This is a genomic window from Micromonospora craterilacus, from assembly GCF_003236315.1.
In the GTDB taxonomy this organism is placed as follows: Bacteria; Actinomycetota; Actinomycetes; order Mycobacteriales; family Micromonosporaceae; genus Micromonospora; species Micromonospora craterilacus.
Map to the genome: position 1 here is coordinate 18781 of NZ_POTY01000004.1, position 21370 is coordinate 40150.

The following is a 21370-nucleotide window of genomic DNA, read 5'->3' on the forward strand; positions in this document are numbered from 1 at the left end:
GACCCCTCCGGTAGACCTACGAGGAACGCGCCGCGGGACGACAGCCCTCGGCAGTGATCACCCTTCTGCCTACGGGCGAGCAGCGCCATGCCGTAAGCACCGAACCCTACGCAGCCCCGCTTGTGGGAACCCTACAAAACCTTTTGGCTGTCGCCGCCTCGGGCGAGGTCGTCGCCGGCAGAGACAACCACGGTGGTACGACGCACCGAACGCGCGCAACCCGGGTGGTAGGCCCATCGGCAACTCCGGCATGACGACCCGTGACCACACCGCTACATACGCTGCCGCAGGTACTCGTCCTGCGAGCGAAGGGATCCTCATGTACGTCCGTCACCTGCTTGCCCCCGCCCTGCTCGGGGGAGCACCGGCAGCCACGTACCTCTCGGCCGAGCCGATCGCCGCCAGTGTCTACACCATGAGCGCCGGGCGACTCGGGGCCAGCCTCGCCGCCGTCCTGGGGCTGGCCGGCGTGGTCATCGGCGGGCTGGCACTGGCCCGCCCCGCCAGTCGGGTCGGCACCGGCTCCGGACGGCGCGGAGCCACCATGGCCCTGCTGGCGGGGCTGATCGGCATGGCCCTCGGCGGGCTGGTCGTGGCCACCTCCGACAGCGGTATCGGCACCGGCAACGGGCGAGGCGGGGCCTACGTGGCCCTGGCGGTGGGGCTGATCGCCGTCGTCCTCGGTGGGCTGGCTCTGGCTCGTTCCCGACCCACCATCTGACTACCGCCCCGCTCCTGACGGCGTACCCCGCGGGTCGCGGTCAGGAGCGGGCGAGCCAACCGGGAACGGTCAGGCCGGACTCGTAGGCGAGGATCACCAACTGGGCCCGGTCCCGGACCTGGGTCTTGGTCATGATCCGGCTGACGTGCGTCTTCGCGGTGGCCGGGCTCAGCACCAGCCGCGCGGCGATCTCGTCGTTGGACAGGCCGGCGGCGACCAGCCCCATCACCTCACGCTCCCGCTCGGTGAGCGCGCTGAGCCGCGGCCCGGGATCGGGATGCGCGACCCGGGCGGAGAACTCGGAGATCAGCCGGCGGGTGATCGACGGCGCGATCAGCGCGTCACCGCGAGCCACCACCCGCACCGCGTGGATCAGCTCCGCCGGCTCGGTGTCCTTGACCAGAAAGCCGCTCGCGCCCGCTCGCAGCGCGCCGTAGACGTAGTCGTCCAGGTCGAACGTGGTCAGGATGATCACGCGGACGTCGGAACTGGTGGCGATCTCCCGAGTGGCGGCCAGGCCGTCCAGTCCAGGCATCCGGATGTCCATCAGGACGACGTCCGGCCGCAGCTGCCGAGCGAGCCGCACCGCCTCGGCACCGTCCGCGGCCTCACCGACCACCTCGATGCCGTCCTCACCGTCCAGGATGGACCGGAACCCGGCGCGGACCAGGGTCTGGTCGTCGGCGAGCAGCAACCGGATCACGCTGACGCTCCCGCCGGTACCGGGCCGAGCCGCAGCGGTAGGCGGGCACATACCCGGAAGCCACCGTCCGGGCCGGCGCCCGTGGTCAGCGAACCGCCCAGCGCCCGGGCCCGCTCGCCCATGCCGAGGATCCCGTTACCGGGCGGGCCGGGTGCGCCGGTGCCGTCGTCTTCGACCTCCACCAGCACGTCGTCGAGGTCGGGCCGGACCCGGATCACCGCGCGGGTCGCGCCGGCGTGCCGAGTCACGTTGGTCAGCGCCTCCTGCAGGATCCGGTACGCCGCCAGGTCGACCTCCGGCGGCATCGGCCGGGTTTCGGTCAGCTCGGTGTGGATCTCCAACCCGGACCGCCCGGCCATCGTGACCAGCTCGCCGAGACGGCTCAGGCCGGGCGGGGGAGCGGTCGGCGCCTCGCCCTCCTGCCGCAGGACGCCCAGCGTCGTGCGCAACTCACGCAACGTCTCCTTGCTCGTCTGCTTGATCGCGACCAGCGCCTGCTCGGAGCGGGTGGGATCCGGGCGGTGCAGCGCGGCACTGGCCTGCACGTTGATCAGCGAGAGGTGGTGGCCGAGCACATCGTGCAGCTCGCGGGCGATGCGCAGCCGCTCCTCGGTGGCCCGGCGCCGGGCCTCCTCCTCCGCGCGTTGCTCCGCGGCGAGCACCCGGGCCTGCGCCTCGGCGAGGTAGGCCCGGCGATTGCGGGTCACACCGACGATGACGGCGACGAGCCAGCCGGCGTGCAACAGGGTCGCCCCGTTCGCGGTGTGCTCAGTTCTGTTGTAGCTGTCCGCGACGGCGAAGGCGACCACCGAGGCGAGACCGAGCCCGACCGCGATGGCGAGATGTCCCTCGTCGACGACGGTGTAGAGCGCCACGACGAACACCAGCATGATCGGCCCCGGCCGGTGCAGCAACGCTCCGTAGGTGCCGACGGCGGCCAGCGCCACGGCGCCCACCAGCACGGGATGGCGGCGGCGCAGGAACAGCGCACCGGAGGAGACGAGCACGACCAGCAGCGCAGCCCAGTCAGCGGAGGTGTCGATGCCACCCGACTGCACCACGAGACCGACGAGGGCGACCAGGCCGACCACGAGCACCAGGGCCGCGTTCGCGGCCCGGCCGTGCCACCGCCACGTCATGCGCCGAAGCCTAACCCCCGGCGACCAGCTGGCGAGGAATCGGCCGCCGGCGAAGGCCCATGCCGCCGCCGGCCACGCCGTTTCGATGCCCAGCGGGCGGGTACCGGCCTGGCGGCATCCGGGACGAGGGCGGTGGCAATCGTGAAGCTGGACAGATTCGGTGACGTGATGGTGGGCGCGGTGGGCAATGCCGCCGGCACGGTCGTCGACCCCGGTACGGGGCTCGGCAGACTCCGCGCCGCGCTGTCCGGCCGGGCGGTGGTCAGCCTGGCCGCGGGCATGCTCCTCGGTTACCTGGTGGCCCGCTACTGGCGTTGACCCGGGTGGACCCGCCGGCCCCCGGGCGGGTCCGCACCGGGCTGCCGGCGCGGGCGAGGAACCTCCCGGGCGGTTGGTTTGCCGCCCGCGTTGCCGGGTAGCCGGCGGACCCGTCCGTCCTCGCCTGCGGTGTCCGGCCCGGCGCCGCTGACCTGGAGCAGCGCGACACGGACGACGACGGACGCAGCTCCGGGTACGCGAGGAGGACGACGTGCAGGAGATCGTGGGCGAGAGCCTGGCTCGGAGACTGGTGGAGTGGGGGGTCGACACCGTGTTCGGCCTGCCCGGCGACGGCATCAACGGCTTGATGGAGGGCTTCCGCCGGCAGCGGGAGAAGCTTCGCTTCGTGCTGGTGCACCACGAGGAGGCGGCGGCCTTCATGGCCACCGGGTACGCCAAGGCGACCGGGCGGCTGGGGGTCTGCGCCGCCACCTCCGGGCCCGGCGCCATTCACCTGCTCAACGGGCTGTACGACGCCAAGCTCGACCACGTGCCCGTGCTGGCCATCACCGGCATGCAGGAGACGTCGGTGCTCGGCGCGCACTACCAGCAGGAGGTGCACACCCCGCTGCTCTACCAGGACGTCGCGGAGGCGTACAACCTGATGGTGACCAACCCGCGGCAGTTGCCCGGGGTGGTCGACATCGCCATCCGCCACGCCCTGGCGAAGCGGACGGTGGCCCACCTGTCCTTCCCCAACGACGTGCAGGTCGCCCCCGCCGGCGAGGACCCGTACCGGAGCGTCAGCCCGGGAGCGCCGCCGACCAGCAGTGCGGTGCTGTCGCAGCCGCCGGTGCCGGCGGCGCAAGCCGACCTGGCCCGCGCCGCGGAGGTGCTCAACGCCGGCCGGAAGGTCGCCATGCTGGTCGGGATCGGCGCCCGCCGGGCCCGGGACGAGGTGATCGCGGTGGCCGACGCCCTGGCCAGCCCGATCGTCAAGACCCTCTCCGGCAAGCTGGTGGTGCCGGACGACCACCCGCTCACCACCGGCGGCCTCGGCCTGCTCGGCACCAAGCCGAGCGAAGAGCTGATGGAGGAGTGCGACACCCTGCTGATGGTCGGCACCTCCTTCCCGTACGGGAAGTACCTGCCCGCGCCGGGGCAGGCGCGGGTGGTCCAGATCGACATCGACGCCAGCCTGATCGGCATGCGGCTGCCGGTGGACGCGGCGGTCACCGCCGACGCCCGGCTCGCGTTGCAGCAACTGCTGCCGATGCTGCAGACCCGCACCGACCGGTCCTTCCTGACCAAGTACCAGCGCGAGCGGGACGCCTGGCGTGCGGACATGACCGCCCTGCAGGATCCGAGCCGCGACCCGATCGCCCCGCAGTACCTGATGAGCTGCGTGGACGAGGCGGCCACCTCGGACGCCATCCTGACCTGCGACTCCGGCACCGTCGCCACCTGGGCGGCCCGGCACTGGACCATCCGCGGCAACCGGGAGTTCTACCTCTCCGGCAACCTGGCCACCATGGCGCCCGGACTGCCGTACGCGGTCGCCATGCAGCACGCGTACCCGGGCCGGCAGGTCATCGCCTTCGTCGGTGACGGCGGGTTCGCCATGCTGATGGCGGAGTTCCTCACCGCCGTGCGGCACGACCTGCCGGTCAAGGTGATCGTCAACAACAACAACTCGTACGGGCAGATCCTCTGGGAGCAGATCGTCCTCGGCTATCCGGAGTACGCGGTGCGGCACCGGCAGCCGGAGGCCGACTTCGCCGCCTGGGCGCGGGCCTGCGGCGGGTACGGCGCGAAGATCAGCGACCCGAAGTCACTGCCCGGGGCGATTCGTGAGGCCCTCGCCCACCCCGGCCCGGCGCTGGTGGACTGCGACGTCAACCCGAACGAGCCGCCGATGCCCGGCAAGGTCGGTTACGACCAGGCCAAACACTTCACCGAGGCGTTTCTGCGCGGCCAGCCGCACAAGGCCGCCACGCTTGCCACCGTGGCCCGCGACAAGATCAACGAGCTGCGCTCGTGACCCGGGCTCCCGCTCGCCCCGTCGCGCTGCCCGACCCGGTGACCCGGGCGCCCGCACCCGCCACCGCCGTGGACCTGACCGCCCTGGCCGCCCGGCTGCGGCCGGTGGTCGACGGCGAGGTCCGGTTCGACGCCGGTTCACGCGCAGCGTACTCGACGGACGGCTCCAACTACCGGCAGGTCCCGCTCGGCGTGGTGGTGCCGCGTACCGTCGACGCCGCCGTCGCCACCATCGAGGTGTGTCGCCAGCTCGGCGTGCCGATGCTGTCCCGGGGCGGCGGCACCAGCCTGGCCGGCGAGTGCACGAACACCGCCGTCGTGATCGACTGGTCGAAGTACTGCAACCGGCTGATCGAGGTGGACGCCGAGGCGAAGACCTGCCTGGTGGAGCCGGGCATCGTGCTGGACACGCTCAACGAGCTGCTGGCCCCGTACCGGCTGGAGTTCGGTCCGCTGCCGTCCACCCATGACCACTGCACCATCGGTGGGATGATCGGCAACAACTCCTGCGGGTCGACGGCGCAGAGCACCGGCAAGACGGTCGACAACCTCGCCGAGATGGAGGTGTTGCTCTACGACGGCACCCGGATGTGGGTCGGCGAGACCAGCGACGAGCAGTACGCCGAAATCCAGCGCCGGGGCGGCCGACCGGCCGAGATCTACCGCCAGCTGCGGGCCCTGCGCGACGAGTACCTGAGCGACATCCGCACCCGCTACCCGGACATCCCGCGGCGGGTGTCCGGCTACAACCTGGACAGCCTGCTGCCGGAGCGGAACTTCCACCTGGCGCAGGCGCTGGTCGGATCCGAGAGCACGTTGGTCACCGTGCTGCGGGCCCGGCTGAAGCTGGTCCCGGTGGTGCCGGCCAAGGCGATGGTGTTCCTCGGCTACCCGGACATCGCCGCCGCGGCCGACGACGTGCCGCGCGTCCTGCCGCACCGTCCGATCGCGCTCGAGGGTCTCGACGACAAACTGATCAACTTCGAGAAGCGCAAGCAGCTGCACCCCGCCGCCCTGCACCTGCTGCCGCAGGGTGGCGGCTGGCTGATGGTCCAGCTGGGCGGCGACACGCCGGAGCAGGCGGAGGCGGCCGTCGCGCGGATGCTGGACGCGTTGCGGCGCGACGGCGGGCCGACCGTGCACCGCTTCGACGACGAGGCCCACGAGCAGCAGATGTGGGGGGTCCGCGAGTCCGGCCTCGGTGCCACGGCCCGGGTGCCCGGCGAGGCCGACACCTGGGAGGGCTGGGAGGACTCGGCGGTCGCGCCGGAACGGCTCGGCGACTACCTGCGGGATCTCGACGCGCTGTTCCGGGAGTACGGCTTCGAACAGGCGTCGCTGTACGGGCACTTCGGGCAGGGGTGCGTACACACCCGGATCCCGTTCCGGCTGACCAGCGCCGACGGCGTTCGGCAGTACCGCTCGTTCGTCGAGCGCGCCGCCGACCTGGTCGTCTCGTACGGCGGCTCCTTCTCCGGTGAGCACGGCGACGGGCAGTCCCGGGGCGAACTGCTGCCGAAGATGTTCGGCGACCGGCTGATCCGCGCGTTCGGGCAGTTCAAAGCCATCTTCGACGCGGACAACCGGATGAATCCCGGCAAGCTGGTCGCGCCCTACCCGCTGGACAGTCACCTCCGACTGGGCGTCGACTACAACCACGGCGGTTGGCAGACGAACTTCCACTACCCCGAGGACTCCGGCAGCTTCGGTCGGGCGGTGCGGCGCTGCGTCGGCGTCGGCAACTGCCGGCGACCGCACGGCGGGGTGATGTGCCCGTCGTACATGGTCACCCGGGAGGAGGAGCACTCCACCCGGGGCCGGGCCCGGCTGCTGTTCGAGATGCTCGACGGCACCGCCCGGGGCGGCACCATCGGCGACGGCTGGCGCTCCGAGGCGGTGCGCGACGCGCTGGACCTCTGCCTGGCCTGCAAGGGCTGCAAGGCGGACTGCCCGGTCAACGTGGACATGGCCACCTACAAGGCGGAGTTCCTGTCGCACCACTACGCCGGCCGGCTCCGCCCCCGGTCGCACTACTCGATGGGCTGGCTGCCGGCGGCGGCCGCCGCCGCCGCGATCGCGCCCCGGGTGGTGAACGCGCTGGCGCAGGCACCCGGGCTGGGCCGGATCGCGAAGGCGGTCGGCGGCATCGACCAGCACCGCGACATTCCGCTGTTCGCCCCGGAGTCGTTCCAACGCTGGTTCGCCCGCCGGACCCCCCAGGGCGACGGCTCCCGCGGCGAGGTGCTGCTCTGGCCGGACACCTTCACCAACCACCTCCACCCGGGGATCGGCCGGGCCGCCGTGGAGGTGCTGGAGGCCGCCGGATGGCGGGTACGGGTGCCGGACCAGCCCGTCTGCTGCGGCCTGACCTGGATCTCCACCGGACAGCTCGGCATCGCGAAACGGGTCCTGCAACGCACGGTGCAGGTGCTCCGCCCGCACCTGCGGGCCGGCACCCGGGTGGTGGGGCTGGAGCCGTCCTGCACCGCGGTCTTCCGCAGCGACGCCCACGACCTGTTCCCCGGCGACGACGACGTCACCCGGCTGCGCGAGCAGACCGTCACCCTCGCCGAGCTGCTGCACGACCACAGCCCGGGCTGGCAGCCGCCGCGGATCCCGGCGCACGCACTGATCCAGACCCACTGCCATCAGCACGCCATCCTCGGCACCGCCGCCGACCAGGCGGTGCTCGCGGCGGCCGGGGTACGGGCCGACTTCCTCGACTCCGGATGCTGCGGCCTGGCCGGCAACTTCGGCTTCGAGCAGGGGCACTACGAGGTCTCCACGGCCTGTGCCGAACGGGTGCTGCTGCCCGCCGTCCGGGACGCCGCCGACACCGACGTCATCCTCGCCGACGGGTTCAGCTGCCGTACCCAGGTCGAGCAGAGCGCCGCCGGCGGCCGGTCGGCGATCCACCTCGCCGAACTGCTCCGGGCCGGGCTGACGGGCGCCCCGGTGCCGCCGCGTCCCGAGGCGGTGTTCGCGGACCGCCCCGGACCGCCGTCACCGGCGGCCAGGTGGATCGCCGCCGCCCTGGTGGGGCTCGCCGCCCTCGCCCCGGTGGTGGCGCTCGCCCGCCGGATGACCCGGTGACCGGCCTACGGCTGACCGCCGAGGCGTACCGGATACCGACCGACGGCCCCGAGGGGGACGGCACGCTGGCCTGGACGGCCACGACCCTGGTGCTGGTCCGGGCCGAGGCGGACGGCCGCACCGGGATCGGCTGGACCTACGGCCCGGCGGCGGCCGCGGCGGTGGTCCCCGACCTGCTCGCCCCGGTCGTCGGCGACCTGGACCCGGACGACGTGCCGGCCGTCTGGACGGCGATGCAACGACAGGTACGCAACGCCGGCCGCCCCGGCATCGCCGGGCTCGCCCTCTCCGCCGCCGACTGCGCGCTCTGGGACCTCAAGGCTCGCCGGCACGACCTGCCACTGGCCCGACTGCTCGGCACCGCCCGCCGGCACGTGCCGGTCTACGGCAGCGGCGGATTCACCACCTACGACGACGAGCGCCAGCATCGGCAACTCGCCGGCTGGGTGCACGAGCAGGGCATCCCCCGGGTCAAAATCAAGATCGGTGAGTCCTGCGGCACCGAGGTGACGCGGGACCTGGCGCGGATGGCCGCCGCCCGGCGCACCATCGGCGACGACGCCGAGCTGTACGTCGACGCCAACGGCGCCTACCAGCGCAAGCAGGCGATCAGGGTCGCCCACGCCGCGGCCGAGCTGAACGTGCGCTGGTACGAGGAACCGGTCAGCTCCGACGACCTGGACGGGCTCGGCCTGGTCCGCGACCGAGTGCTGCCCGACGTGGCAGCGGGGGAGTACGGCTTCGACCTGGTCTACTTCCACCGGATGGCCCCGCACGTCGACTGCCTCCAGATCGACGTCACCCGCTGCGGCGGAATCAGCGAGTTCCTCCGGATCGCCGCGGTGGCCGACGCCACCGGGTTGCAGGTCTCCGGTCACTGCGCCCCGCACCAGCATCTCCCCGTCGCCGCCGCCACGCCCAACCTGCGGCACCTGGAATGGTTCCACGACCACGTACGGATCGAGTCGATGCTCTTCGACGGTGTGCAGCCGGCCACGGGCGGCGCCGTTCCGGTGCCGATGGACCGACCCGGCACCGGCGTGGAGTTCCGCGCGGACCGCGCCCAGCGGTACCGGGTGGCCTGACCTGGGCGACGAGCGGCCGGCGATGGTGGGCCGGACCTCAGCGGACGACGTCGTAGACCGCCAGCTGGACGCCGTTGGCGTACGTGGTGTGCTCGACCAGCGTCAGTTTCTGCTTGTCGGCGTCCTCCGTGGCAAAGAGCCGCTTCCCGCCGCCGAGGAGAATCGGAAAGATCAACAGGTGGTACCGGTCGACCAGGCCGGCGGCGGCGAGACCCTGCGCGAGGGTGGCGCTGCCGTGCACCAGGATCGCGCCGCCGTCGCCCTGCTTGAGCTCGGCGACCTCGTCGAGCGAGCGCAGCACGGTGGTGTTTTGCCACTGCGGGTCGCGGAGGGTGGAGGACACGACATACTTCGGCATCGCGTTGTACTCCGCGAACTCCGCCATCGTCGGCCAGACCGGTGCGAACGCGTCGTAGCTGACCCGGCCGATCAGCATCGCGCCGGCTTCCTCCTGCTCGCGACCCTTGATCTCGGACGCGGCTTCGTCCAGTTGGACGTCCTTGACGGTCCAGCCGGCGTGCGGGTATTCGTCCCCGCCGCCGGGGGAGTCGATGACGCCGTCGAGGGACATGAACTCGGTGACGATCAGCGAGCGCATGGTGGGTCTCCTCCGTAAGTCGTCGATGGTGCTCTCGCCAGAACGTCGAACGAAGTCGGTCGGATTCGACAGGGTATCGAAAGGATCTTGAATCGGCTGACCGCCCACTTCGGCCGTCCGGGCCAATTTCGTGTAAATGCTATTGACATGAAATCGGCCGGGGGACTTCACTGTGCGCATGGAAAGCCCTCGCACCTACGTGCAGACCGCACGGGCGACAGCGACCGCCGGCACCCGACGACGCATCCTCGACGAGACGGTGGCGCTGGTCCTACGGCAGGCGTCCGTCGACATCGTGCTCGCCGACATCGCCGGGGCGGCCGGGGTGAGCGTGCAGACCGTGCTGCGCCACTTCGGCAGCCGGGAGGGGCTGTTCGAGGCGGCGGTCGCGCACGCCCGCCAGCAGGTTGCCGCCGAACGGGCGGCGCCGGCCGGCGACGTGAACGCCGCCGTGTCGGCGCTGTTCGACCATTACGACCGCTGGGGCGAGACCATGCTGCGCCTGCTGGCGCAGGAGGGCGGCAGCGCCAAGACGGACGCCGTCACCGAGCACGGCCGCCAGTTCCACGACAACTGGGTGCGCGAGGTCTTCGCACCCGACCTGGCCATCCGGCCGGCCGACCAGCACGAGGCGATCATCGATCTGCTGATGATCGCCACCGACCTCTACACCTGGAAGCTGCTGACCCGCGATCGCCGCCTGCCCCGGCAGCAGGCCGAGCAACGAATGCTGCGGCTGATCGCGTCGATCTTGGGAGAAGGACGATGACCTCATATCTGTTCGTCACCTGGGACGGTGGCGGCAACGTGCCACCGGCGCTCGGGATCGCCGCCGAGCTGCGCCGGCGTGGACACACCGTCCGGGTGCTGGGCCACCCGCAACAGCGCGACGCCGTGACGGCTGTCGGGCTGCCGTTCGAGCCTTATCGGCAGACGCGCCCGTGGTCCGCGACCGCGCCGGTCGGCAACGCCCGGTGGGCGTGGAACTACCTGCGGCTGTGCACCGACCGGGCCGCCGGCACGGATGTGACCGCGAGCCTGCGCCGGGAACCGGCCGACGTCGCCGTGGTGGACTGCATGATGCTCGGCGCCATCAGAGCCGCCCAGGATCTGGGCGTCCGGCAGGTCACCCTCACCCATACGCTGTACGCCTTCCTGCGAAACGGGCTGGACCGTGGTGCCGTCGGCCTCGCCGGGCGGGTGAAAGGGCTGGCGCCGAGCCGCCTCTGGGACCGGTCCGACCTGAACCTGATCGTGACCTTGCGCGAGCTGGAACTGGCCGAGTCGGTGCCGGCGAACGCCGCGTTCACCGGTCCGGTCTGGCCACCCGGTGCGCCCACACCGGTTCCGCATGACGCCGACGAGCCGCACATCCTGATCAGCCTCAGCTCGATCTACTACGTCGGGCAGTCGAAGGTGCTCACCGCACTCCTCCAGGCCGTCGCCGACCTGCCCGTCCGGGTGACCCTCACCACCGGGCACGGCGTCGACCCGCGGCAGCTCCCGGCCCCCGCCAATGTGGAGGTGCACCGGTTCGTGCCGCACTCGCAGATCCTGCCCCGGGTACGCATGGTCGTCGGCCACGCCGGCCACGCCACCACCATGCAGGCCCTGGCACATGACCTGCCCATGGTCCTGATCCCCATGTCGTCGCTGGCCGACCAGCCGCTGGTCGCCAAAGCCGTCGCCCGCGCCGGCGCGGCCACGGTCGTGAAACGGTCGTCGTCGCCAACTGTTCTGCGGGCCGCCATCGAGCGCATGCTCGCCGACGGCCCCCACCGCACCGCCGCCGCCACCATCGGCAGTCAGCTACGGGCCGCAGACGGCGCGTCCACCGCCGCCAAGCTGATCGAACAGATCAGCTGACCTCCCTCGGGGTCCTGCCCGCAACGGAGCGAAAGGACGTTCACTTCGCGGGTGGCCTGGAGAGTCGGGCGGTGAGGATCTGCACCAGCGGCAGGAAGATGAGTACCAGCAGCCCGGCGGTCGCCGAGGCGAGCGCGGTCAGCGTTGCCACGGCAAAGATCACCGACAGCGTGACCGGCGGCGCCAGCGTCCGTGCCCTCCCCGGACTTGGGGAGGCCCGCAGCGCGGAACGGCGGTCGACCCACCAGACCTGGGCGAGCGCAAGGAGACTGATGACCAGCATGTTGCTGAGGTAGAGAACCGCGGAGTCGGTGCGCAGGCGCGTCTCGACGAAGAGCCGCGCGGTGGGAAACGGCAGGAAGACCACCGCCATCAGCCATGCCGTGTTGAGCACGAGGAGGAACTCGTCGTAATCGACGATCTGTTCGTAGAGGTGCCGGTGTGTTCGCCAGAACAACGCGATGACCAGGAACGACACCACGAAGGAGAGAATGTCTCCGAGGTGTTGGGAGAACAGTTGCGCCACCGATTGCCGAGCCGTGCTCTGATCGGCGAAGTCGACGAGCGGGAGGACGAGCAGGGTCAGGGCGATCGCCACGCCCCCGTCGGTGAACGCGGTGATCCGCTGCAGCGTCCGCTGACGGCGCTGGTGGACGTCGGGGCGCTGCCGTGCGCTAGCGGCTGCGGAATCCTCACTCATGCCCTGATTCTGGCGAACCGGACACCCTCCGGTGCTGTCGTTCGCGTACGCCAGCCGTTCTCAGACCCGGCCGGTGACCAGGAACTGCATCTGGTGCTCGTGATTCGGCGCCACACCGTACTGGCGGTCCAGCTCGAAGATCGATGTCAGGGGCGTCACGGTGACCTCCGCCAGGCCCGCTCGCGCCAGCACCGCCACGGTGTGGTCGATGGACTTCGCGGTGGCCAGCGGCAGCGCGGACTGCACCTGAGCGTCGTAGAAGCCGACGAAGTTCTCCGAGGCGTTGTCCAGGCCGTTCGGGAACCAGGTGCTGTCGACCACCGCGACCGTGCCGCCCGGGCGCAGCAGGCGTGCCCAGTTCGCCACCGCGGTCTCCGGTTCGCGCAGGGTCCACATCAGGTATCGGCTGGTCACCGCGTCGAAGCTGGCGGCCGGAAAGTCCGGGCACACGGCGTCGCCGCGCCGGATCGCCGGACCATTGGCCATGGCGGCGGCGTGCTGGCGGGCGCGGTCCAGCATGCCGTCGGCGAGGTCGATGCCGGTGACGCGGTGGCCGAGTCCGGCGAGGACAATGGCGACCTGCCCGGTGCCGGTACCGACGTCGAGCACGTTCAGGGGCGCGGGAGGTAGGGCCTGGGCCCAGATCGCCGACCAGGCCTGCTGGTCGGCGGCGAGACGGTCGGAGCGCTGCTGGTATTCGTCGTAGCCCGGCGCGCGGCCGGTCCAGTACGCGTTGATGCGGTCCTGCGTGGTCATGCCGCGGTCCTCTCGTTGGCGGGGTGGCCGATCGGTTGGAAGAGCAGGTGGATGGCGCCGTCGAGGTCCAGTCGTCGGATGCCGATGCCGTAGACGGGTTCGAGAACGGTGGGGTCCAGAACCTCGTCGGTGGTGCCGGCGGCGACCACCCCGCCCCGGCCCAGTAGCACCAGGTCGTCGCAGTAGCGGGCGGCGAGATTGAGGTCGTGCAGCACGACGACGGCGCAGGTGTCCAGGTTGCGTACCAGGTGGAGGATCTCGTGCTGGTAGCGGATGTCGAGGTGGTTGGTGGGCTCGTCGAGCAGCAGGTGGGTGGCCTGCTGGGCGAGGGCGCGGGCGATCAGCACGCGCTGGCGCTCACCGCCGGAGAGCTGGCCGAAGGCCCGCGCTCCCAGGTGGGTGGCACCGACCCGGGCCAGGCACCGGGCGGCGATCTCGTGATCCGCCCGACCCGCGCGCTGGAACGTCGACAGATGTGGCCCGCGGCCCAGCAGCACCAGTTCCGCCACCGTCAGGGCGGTTTCGCCGCCGGTCTCCTGCACGACCACCGCCAGCCGGCGGGCGGCCTCCCGCGACGGCAGGCCGGACAGCTCGTCGCCGTTCACCAGGACCTGTCCGGTGCCGCTGCGCAGCGCCCCGTAGAGGAGGCGTAGCAGGGTGGTCTTGCCGCTGCCGTTCGGGCCGATCAGCCCGAGGACGCGGCCGGGTCGCGCGGTCACGCTGACCCCGTCGATCACGGGGTTCGCGCCGTAGCGCCAGGAGACTCCCGTCGCCTGGATCACGCGCCGGCCTTGAACCGCTGCACGATCCGATCGAGACCGTCGATCGACAGCGGAGTCGGCGGCTCGGTGAAGTTGAACAGCTGGGTCATGACGTCGCCGGAGCGGACGGCGTTGAGTTTCTCGGCGCCGGGAAGACCGGTCAGCCCCTGCTCGACGGCCTTGGGGTCGCCGTCGCCGTACAGCAGGATCAGTACGTCCGGGTTGCGGCCGAGCAGTTCCTCGACGGTGACCTCGAAGACCCGCTCCGGTACGTCGCCGAAGACGTTGCGGAAGCCGGCGGCCGTCAGTTGCGGGTGGGCCATGCTGGCCGTGCCGTAGGCGTACGTGGTGCCCCCGCCGACGGTCGGGTAGAGCACCGCCGCCGTGCGTCCGGACGACGGACCTGCCTCGGTCTGGATTCTGGTCATCCGCTCCTTGAGCGCGGTGACCGCCGTGGCGGCCTCGGCCTCGCGGCCGAACACCCTGCCGTACGTCTGCAACTGGGCGTAGATGTCGTCGAAGGTCGGCACGTCGGTGCTGTCGGGGCACATCGCGGGCTCTTCGAGCAGCGGGATGTGCACCGCCGAGAGCGTGTCGCGGGAGAGGTTGTCGACCTCGCCGAGCACCAGGTCCGGCTGCTGACTGATCACCACCTCCTTGGAGATCTGCAGGTGGCCACTGGTGTCGGTCTTGTCGGTCAGCAGCGGGATCCGGTCCAGCTCGGTGCGGGTCGCGGCGTCGTAGTACTCCGTGGGGTACTGCCCGGCCCGCGCGGTGACCCGGTCCAGCACGCCCAGTGCGTGCAGGTACGGCACGGCCGCGCTCTTGAGCAGGACGACCCGCTGCGGCGCGGCGTCGAAGGTCACGTCCACGCCGCAGTTGGTGACGGTGACCGGGTTGCCCCGGCCGGGCGCCGCCGGCTCGTCACCGGCGCCGCCGCACGCGGCGACGAGCAGCACGAGGGCGGAGGTGGTGGCGGTGACGGCGAGACGGGTTGCCTTCATCGATTCTCCTCGACGGAATGGGGGGTTCATGCGCCGGCGCCGTGCAGTCGGCGGATCAGGACGAGCAGGAAGGGCGCGCCGAGCAGGGCGGTGATGATGCCGATCGGGATCTCCTGCGGGGCCAGCAGGACCCGGGCGACCACGTCGGCCCAGACCAGGAGGATGGCGCCGAGCAGGGCGGCCACCGGCACCACGCGTACGTGTGGCGCCCCGACGATGCGCCGGGCCAGGTGCGGCACGACGAGCCCGACGAACCCGATGCTGCCGGCGGCGGAGACGAGCACGCCGACGCTGAGCGAGACCACCACGAGCAGGCGCATCCGGAACCGGTCGGGTGACACGCCCAGGGTCTGCGCGGTCTCGTCACCGATGGCCAGCACGTCGAGCCGCCGCCCGACGACGGTCAGATAGATGATCGTGCCGCCCAGCACGACCGCGGCCACCACCAGCAGTGCGTTCCACCGGGCCAACCCCAGGGACCCGAGGAGCCAGAACATCACCGACCGCGCACCTTCGGCGGACCCGGAGGCGAAGATCAGGAAGCTGGTGGTGGCATACAGCGCGTAGCCGACGGCCACCCCGGACAACAGCAGCCTGATCGAGGTCACCCGGCCGCCGCTGCGGGCGATCAGGAAGACCAGCAGCGACGCCGCGAGCGCGCCGAGGAAGGCGCTGGTGGACAGGGCGTACTGCCCGAATCCCGCGCCGGCCCCGAACAGGATCGCCGCCGCGGCGCCGCTGGCGGCTCCCGAGTTGATGCCCAGCAGGTACGGGTCGGCCAGCACGTTGCGCACCATGGCCTGTAGGGCCACCCCGCACACCGCCAGGCCGGCGCCGACCAGCATGCCCAGCAGCACCCGGGGCAGCCGGACCTGCCAGACGATCGCCTCCTGCGGCGGTGTCCAGGTCACCTCGCCCGGCAGGCCGACGAGCTGGTGCCCGATGATCCGGGCCACGGTCAGCGGGGGAATGGCGATCGCTCCGGAGCCGACCGCGACCACCCCGGTCAGGATCAGTCCGACCGTCAGCGCGACTAGCCAGACCCCGGTGCGGCGTCGCTGCGCGGCGACACCGAGCAGGTCTGCCTGACCCTTCGGCAGGGTGGCCGTCACCGTACCCCCACATGCAATCCCATGGCTCTTGCAAATACTTGGCAAAAGCTAACAGCAAGATCAAGGGAGTGGAAGCCGAGTGAGGTGTTGTTCACCCGGGGTTGTCCGGCGGGCCCGCCCTGGTATCGACCGGCCGACCTACGGTGACGACCTGAGCAATGCGTCGGCCTCTACCAGGCCCACGCCTCGGGTCCGGGGCCCCCGTTGCCCACCGGCGGGAACAGTTCGTTCAGCCGGGCCAGGGCGTCGTCGTCGAGCTTCGTCTCCAGCGCCTCGAGCGCCACGTCGAGCTGGTCCGGGGTGCGCGGTCCGACGATCGGCGCGGTCACACCGGGGCGTGACAACAGCCAGGCGAGCGCCACCGTGGCCGGGTGCAGGTCCAGTTCGGCGCAGAACTCCTCGTACGACTCCAGGAGCTGACGATGTTCGTGTACCCGGGCTGCGGCGTGCGTGGTCGTCCGGCCGGCAGCGCCGTCGCGGTGCTTGCGCAGGGCTCCCGACAGCAACCCCTGGGCCAGCGGTGACCAGGGCAGCAGGCCGATCCCGAGCGCCTGCGCGGCCGGTGCCACCTCCAGTTCGACGTGTCGGGTCAGCAGGCTGTACTTGCACTGCTCCGACACCAGGCCGAGCGAGCGCCGCTGATCCGCGGCCGCCTGCGCGGCCACCAGGTGCCAGCCGGCGAAGTTGGAGCTCCCGACGTAGAGCACCTTGCCCTGCGCGACGAGCAGGTCCATCGCCTGCCAGATCTCCTCCCAGGGCGTGGCGCGGTCGACGTGATGCATCTGGTAGAGGTCGATGCGGTCGGTGTCGAGCCGGCGCAGTGAGGCTTCACACGCCGCGACGATGCGCCGCGCCGACAGCCCACGATCGTTCGGGCCGTCCCCCATCGGCTGGTAGACCTTGGTGGCGAGCACCACCTCGTCCCGTCGGCCCGACTTGGCGAACCAGGAACCGATGTACGTCTCGCTGGTGCCCTCGTAGTCCCGGGCCCCGTACATGTCGGCGGTGTCCACGAAGTTGATGCCGCCTCCGACCGCCCGGTCGAGGATGGCGTGGCTGTCGCCCTCCCCGAGCTGCCACCCGAAGTTCATCGTTCCCACACATATCCGGCTGACAGTGAGTCCCGTCCGCCCCAGTTTCGTGTATTGCATGCCGGCGAAGCTATGCGCTGCGCGCGTTTGGGCCGAGCCGTTCGACCGTGCTCGAATGGAAGCGTGAAGCGCCTCTCGTTGACCCCTGACGACCTGCTCCGGCTGCGCTTCGCCCACTCTCCGATGGCCGAGGTGGTGACCAGCGCCCTCGCGCTGCGCTCGACGTCCTGGGAGCACGCCCGTTGGCGGTCCCGGGTGGCGCCGCGGGTGTCCCCGGCGGTGCTGCCCACCCTCTGGCGCGTTCTGGCCACCCCGAACGGCCAGATTCCGGATTTCCTGACCCCGCCGCCCCAGACCGCCCGTCCGACACTCGAGGCGGAACTCTCCGCGATCGCCGCGACCCCACCGGACCGGGTGGCGGCGGAGCTCTGGGCGGCCGGCATCCCCTGTGCGGACCCGGCAGCCGTGCTGCCCGCGCTCATCACGCAGATCCGCCGCTACTTCCAGGTCGCGCTCGCCCCGCTGTGGCCCCGTCTGCGCGCGGCGGCCGAGGCCGAGATCGCCCACCGGACGTCCATGGCGGCCTTTCCCGGCCCGCGGACACTGCTGGCCGATCTGCATCCTCGACTGCGCTGGGATCCGGACGCGCTGCAACTCGACTACCTGAAGGACACCGACCATCCGCCGTGGTCCCTGGACGGCCACCCGTTGGCTCTGCTGCCGACGGCCTTCACGGGCGCGCACGCCTGGATCATGGAGTCCCCGTCCGGCCGGTCCTTGTGGTATCCGCCGCGGACGTTGGGCCTCCTGTTCGCGGCTCCCGCACCTCCACCCGCGCCGTTGGCGGCCCTGCTGGGTGCCACCCGGGCGGCGGTCCTGATGCTGCTGACCATGCCGTCCAGCACGGGGGACGTGGCCGCGCAACTGGGCCTGGCCCCGGCGACGGCGTCGCACCACCTGACGGCGCTGCGTGACGCGGGGTTGATCGTGGCACTGCGGTCGGGGCGGAGGCTCAACTACCGCCGCACCGACCTCGGCGACCGCCTGTCGGCGCTGGGCTGACGCGGGTGCCGCCTGCGCGCGGCGCAGGTAGCGGGTCTGGCCCCGGCCCCCAGGTGGCCGGATCCGGCAACGCGCGAAGTCTTTACGCATCGAGTGGACGGTCGTAACCTCCCTGAAACGATTCATCTCAGGGGGTCGCTCGTGCGCGAGTTCATTACCGGAGCCGGCCTTTCCCGGCGACGTCTCATTCAGGCGGGCGGTGCCGTCGTGCTCGGCGCCGCGACCGCCGGCACCGGCCTGCCGGCCGGTGCCGCCCCGGCCGGCGCGGCGCCGGCGTCCCGCCCCGTGCCCACCGGACTGCTGACCAACCTGCTGGACGCGCCGCTCGGCGTGACGCCCGACCGGCCGCGGCTGAGCTGGATCGTGCCGGCGCTGCGTCCGGCCGCCCGGCAGGTCGCCTACCAGGTGCAGGTCGCGCACACCCGCGACGAACTGCTCACCAGCGGCGGAGTCGTCTGGGACAGCGGTCGGGTGGGTAGCGCCGACTCGACGGCCGTCGAGTACGCCGGTCCGCCACTGCTGCCCGGCTCGCTCTACCACTGGCGGGTCCGCACCTGGGCCACCCCGGGTCTCGTCTCGGCCTGGTCCGAGCCGCAGGCCGTGGTCACCGCGGCCGGCGACACCTGGACCGCCGAGCCGATCTGGGCGCCCGACGGCGAGGTGGCGCTGCGGGACGGGGTCCTCGACGTGTCGGTCACCATCACCGCCGTCGCCGCCAGCCTGTGGTTCCGGGCGCAGAACGCCAGCAACAACTACCTGTGGCAGCTACGCGCCGGTTCGCCGGGCGTGCTGAAGACCCACGTCCAGCGCAACGGCACGTACACCGTGCTGAGTGAGCGGTCGATCGGGCTGCCGGTGGCGACGGGCACGCCGCACCGGTTCCGGGTCGAGCTCGCCGGCTCCACCATCCGGACCTACCTCGGCGACGTGCTGGTCGACACCACCGTGGACAGCACGTACGCCTCGGGTGGCATCGGGTTCCGTAACGGCAGCACCGAGTCGCAACGCTTCCACTCGGTGTCCTTCACCGACACCACCGGCAAGGTGGTGGTGAACGAGGACTTCACCGCGGGGCCCGGCGTGTTCGTCGGCGGCACGGTCGCTGGTGGTGACCTCGTCCTCGACCGCAGCCAGTCGCTGCTGGCGACGCTCGGCGAGAGCAACGACTGGGCGCTGCTGCGTACCGAGTTCGTGCTGCCCGACAAGCCGATCGCCGCCGCGTACGTCTACGCGACGGGGCAGTCACCCGAGCCGACCCGGCAGTACGTGTACAAGCTGTGGGTCAACGACACCGTCGCGGGCGTCGGCCCGGTCCGGGCGATGGCCGGTGAAGCCCGCTACCAGACCCACGACGTGACCGCCCAGCTCGTACCGGGACGCAACGCGATCGCCGCGCTGTGCTACTCGCCACGCGAGCGCGCCTTCCTCGCCGAACTGGCCGTCGTCTTCGCCGACGGGACCCGCCAGGTGGTCGCGACCGGCGACGGCTGGCGCACCCGGCGGGCGGGCCGGTGGCGGCCGGCGGCGGGCTTCACCGGCGGCGGCTTCTACCAGGCGCCGCAGGAGTATCTCGACGCCCGGCAGGAGCCCGTCGGCTGGACCGCGCGCGGCTTCGACGACCGGGGTTGGGAGGCACCCGCCGCCGCGCCGCTCAGCCGCCGGCTGGAACCGGCCTGGGTGTCGAACATGGCCTACACCTACCGGCGACCCGCCGCGGTCGAGCGGCTCGAACCGGGCCGGTGGCTGCTCGACCTCGGCCAGGCGGTGGTCGGCGGCATCCGGCTGTCGGTGCTCGGCACGTCCGGCCAGACGGTGGAGATCCGGCTGGGGGAGGAGCGCACCGCCACCGGCGCCCGCTACAACCTGCGGGCCGGGCAGACCTACCGCGAGGTGTGGACCCTGCGGGACGGCCGGCAGCAGCTCGAACACTGGGGTTACCGGGCGTTCCGGTGGGTCGAACTGGTCGCCGACCCGGCGCTGGACCTGACCGACGCCGTCGAGGCGGCCGTGCTCAAGCTGCCGTGGTCCGACGACGACGCGGCGTTCGAGAGCTCCGATCCCGACCTGGACCGGGTCTGGCAGATGTGCCGCTACTCGATCGAGGCGACCCGGCAGGACGTCTACCAGGACACACCCACCCGGGAGCGGGGCCCGTACGAGGGCGACGCGATCATCAACCAGCTCTCCGAGTACGCCACGCAGCGGTCCTTCGCGCTGGCTCGGTACTCCACGTCGTACCTGGTCCGCCGCCCCACCTGGCCGGCCGAGTACCGGTTGCAGACGGTGATCACCGCTTGGGAGGACTATCTCGCCACCGGCGACCCGTCCAACCTCGCGGCCGACTACGACCTGTTCGTGGAGCGTCAGCTCGACGAGTCGCTCAACGCCTCCGGGCTGGTGGAGAAGAATCCGGGCAGCTCCAGCCAGAGCAACGCCGACCTGGTCGACTGGCCGACGACCAACCGCGACGGGTACGTCTTCACCCGGGTCAACACCGTCATCAACGCCTGGCAGTACGCGGCGTTCGAGGCGTTGTCGCGCATCGCCGGGGTGCTCGGCCGGGCCGCCGACGCGCAGCGGTACACGGAGCTGGCCGCCCGACTTCGGGCGGCCGTCAACGACCAGCTGCTCGACCGGTCCGCCGGGGCGTACCGCGACGGGGTGGGCACCGCGCACCAGGCCCAGCACGCGACCGCGTTCCCGCTCGCGCTCGGCGTGCCCGAGGACGGCGACGTGCGGGCCCTGGGTGACTGGCTGGCCACCCGGGGCATGCGGGTCAGCGTCTACGGCGCGCAGTTCCTGCTGGAGGCGCTCTACCGGGCGGGGTTGGGGCACGCGGCCCATGGCCTGCTGACCAGCCGCGAGCAGTTCTCGTGGCTGCACATGATGGACGACCTCGGCGCCACCATCGTGATGGAGGCGTGGGACCCGTCGATCAAGTCGAACACCACGTTCTCGCACGCCTGGGGGTCGGCGCCGGCCAACATCGTGCCCCGGTTCGTCGCCGGGGTCCGGCCGCTCGCGCCCGGCGCCCGTGAGGTGCTGATCGCCCCGCAGCCGGGTCCGCTGGACTGGTTGCGGGCGAAGGTGCCGACGATCCGCGGGCCGATCGAGGTGGCGCTCGACCGCCGCGACGGGTTCCGGCTGGTCGTCGACCTGCCGGCCAACGTGACCGGTCGCATCGAGCTGGATCTGGCTCAGCTCGGTGTCGCGGACGCCCGTGCGCTGCACGTACGGTCCGAGGGCCGCGCGCCGCGCGACTGGATCGCCGACGGGCGGCTCGTGGTCGACCAGGTCGAGCCGGGCCGGACGACCGTCGCCTCCGACCGCCGCGGTTGACGGGCGGGCTTTGAACAGACAGCGGGCGGTCACCCGGGGGTG

General features: G+C 71.8%; 18 protein-coding genes. 9 read left to right on the forward strand and 9 right to left on the reverse strand.

What is annotated here, in order from left to right:
* Nucleotides 1-319: 319 nt before the first annotated feature.
* On the forward strand, nucleotides 320-721 hold the full coding sequence (locus C1I95_RS01405; protein ID WP_111211902.1) for a DUF6223 family protein: 402 nt from the start codon (nucleotides 320-322) through the stop codon (nucleotides 719-721).
* Nucleotides 722-761: 40 nt separating this feature from the next.
* On the opposite strand, the gene C1I95_RS01410 is transcribed toward C1I95_RS01405, so the two are convergent.
* A complete protein-coding gene (locus tag C1I95_RS01410) occupies nucleotides 762-1424 on the reverse strand; it encodes a response regulator (RefSeq protein WP_111211903.1) in 663 nt (220 codons plus the stop codon).
* A complete protein-coding gene (locus tag C1I95_RS01415) occupies nucleotides 1421-2563 on the reverse strand; it encodes a sensor histidine kinase (RefSeq protein WP_111211904.1) in 1143 nt (380 codons plus the stop codon). Before C1I95_RS01415 ends, C1I95_RS01410 begins: the two co-directional genes overlap by 4 nt.
* A 141-nt stretch (nucleotides 2564-2704) precedes the next feature.
* Here C1I95_RS01415 and C1I95_RS35075 point away from each other — a divergent pair, with 141 nt between their 5' ends.
* From C1I95_RS35075 to C1I95_RS01435, 4 genes are all read left to right on the forward strand, one after another.
* Entirely contained in the window at nucleotides 2705-2881 is a 177-nt protein-coding gene (locus C1I95_RS35075; protein WP_158566238.1) for a hypothetical protein, read from the forward strand.
* A 211-nt stretch (nucleotides 2882-3092) separates the two neighbouring features.
* A complete protein-coding gene (locus tag C1I95_RS01425; protein ID WP_111211906.1) occupies nucleotides 3093-4862 on the forward strand; it encodes a thiamine pyrophosphate-dependent enzyme in 1770 nt (589 codons plus the stop codon).
* Entirely contained in the window at nucleotides 4859-7954 is a 3096-nt protein-coding gene (locus C1I95_RS01430) for an FAD-binding and (Fe-S)-binding domain-containing protein (protein WP_111211907.1), read from the forward strand. Before C1I95_RS01425 ends, C1I95_RS01430 begins: the two co-directional genes overlap by 4 nt.
* On the forward strand, nucleotides 7951-9039 hold the full coding sequence (locus tag C1I95_RS01435) for an enolase C-terminal domain-like protein (protein WP_111211908.1): 1089 nt from the start codon (nucleotides 7951-7953) through the stop codon (nucleotides 9037-9039). The genes C1I95_RS01430 and C1I95_RS01435 overlap by 4 nt, the downstream gene beginning before the upstream one ends.
* Before the next feature lie 37 nt (nucleotides 9040-9076).
* Here C1I95_RS01435 and C1I95_RS01440 read toward each other — a convergent pair whose 3' ends face one another.
* Nucleotides 9077-9637, reverse strand: coding sequence for a dihydrofolate reductase family protein (locus C1I95_RS01440; RefSeq protein WP_111211909.1), 561 nt, complete (start codon nucleotides 9635-9637; stop codon nucleotides 9077-9079).
* A gap of 178 nt (nucleotides 9638-9815) precedes the next feature.
* Between C1I95_RS01440 and C1I95_RS01445 the strand changes: the two genes are divergently transcribed.
* Together C1I95_RS01445 and C1I95_RS01450 are read left to right on the forward strand one after the other, a co-directional pair.
* The gene (locus C1I95_RS01445) at nucleotides 9816-10406 is read left to right on the forward strand and encodes a TetR/AcrR family transcriptional regulator (protein WP_111211910.1); all 591 of its coding nucleotides are present in this window, start codon (nucleotides 9816-9818) and stop codon (nucleotides 10404-10406) included.
* On the forward strand, nucleotides 10403-11503 hold the full coding sequence (locus C1I95_RS01450) for a glycosyltransferase (RefSeq protein WP_111211911.1): 1101 nt from the start codon (nucleotides 10403-10405) through the stop codon (nucleotides 11501-11503). Before C1I95_RS01445 ends, C1I95_RS01450 begins: the two co-directional genes overlap by 4 nt.
* Before the next feature lie 40 nt (nucleotides 11504-11543).
* On the opposite strand, the gene C1I95_RS01455 is transcribed toward C1I95_RS01450, so the two are convergent.
* The 6 genes from C1I95_RS01455 to C1I95_RS01480 all read right to left on the reverse strand — a co-directional run bounded on the left by C1I95_RS01455 (nucleotide 11544) and on the right by C1I95_RS01480 (nucleotide 16987).
* Nucleotides 11544-12203 (reverse strand): TMEM175 family protein, encoded by a 660-nt coding sequence (locus C1I95_RS01455; protein ID WP_111211912.1) that lies wholly within the window; start codon nucleotides 12201-12203, stop codon nucleotides 11544-11546.
* Nucleotides 12204-12263: 60 nt separating this feature from the next.
* Nucleotides 12264-12959 (reverse strand): class I SAM-dependent methyltransferase, encoded by a 696-nt coding sequence (locus C1I95_RS01460; protein ID WP_111211913.1) that lies wholly within the window; start codon nucleotides 12957-12959, stop codon nucleotides 12264-12266.
* Nucleotides 12956-13741, reverse strand: coding sequence for an ABC transporter ATP-binding protein (locus C1I95_RS01465; RefSeq protein WP_111211914.1), 786 nt, complete (start codon nucleotides 13739-13741; stop codon nucleotides 12956-12958). Before C1I95_RS01465 ends, C1I95_RS01460 begins: the two co-directional genes overlap by 4 nt.
* Entirely contained in the window at nucleotides 13738-14724 is a 987-nt protein-coding gene (locus C1I95_RS01470) for an ABC transporter substrate-binding protein (protein WP_111211915.1), read from the reverse strand. Before C1I95_RS01470 ends, C1I95_RS01465 begins: the two co-directional genes overlap by 4 nt.
* A 26-nt stretch (nucleotides 14725-14750) precedes the next feature.
* Nucleotides 14751-15836, reverse strand: coding sequence for a FecCD family ABC transporter permease (locus tag C1I95_RS01475; RefSeq protein WP_233513206.1), 1086 nt, complete (start codon nucleotides 15834-15836; stop codon nucleotides 14751-14753).
* A gap of 170 nt (nucleotides 15837-16006) precedes the next feature.
* Nucleotides 16007-16987 (reverse strand): aldo/keto reductase, encoded by a 981-nt coding sequence (locus C1I95_RS01480; RefSeq protein WP_111211916.1) that lies wholly within the window; start codon nucleotides 16985-16987, stop codon nucleotides 16007-16009.
* Between the two features lie 63 nt (nucleotides 16988-17050).
* On the opposite strand from C1I95_RS01480, the gene C1I95_RS01485 reads away from it, so the two are divergent.
* A complete protein-coding gene (locus C1I95_RS01485; protein WP_158566240.1) occupies nucleotides 17051-17989 on the forward strand; it encodes an ArsR/SmtB family transcription factor in 939 nt (312 codons plus the stop codon).
* Between the two features lie 141 nt (nucleotides 17990-18130).
* Nucleotides 18131-21328 (forward strand): family 78 glycoside hydrolase catalytic domain, encoded by a 3198-nt coding sequence (locus tag C1I95_RS01495; RefSeq protein ID WP_158566242.1) that lies wholly within the window; start codon nucleotides 18131-18133, stop codon nucleotides 21326-21328.
* Nucleotides 21329-21370: the final 42 nt, after the last annotated feature.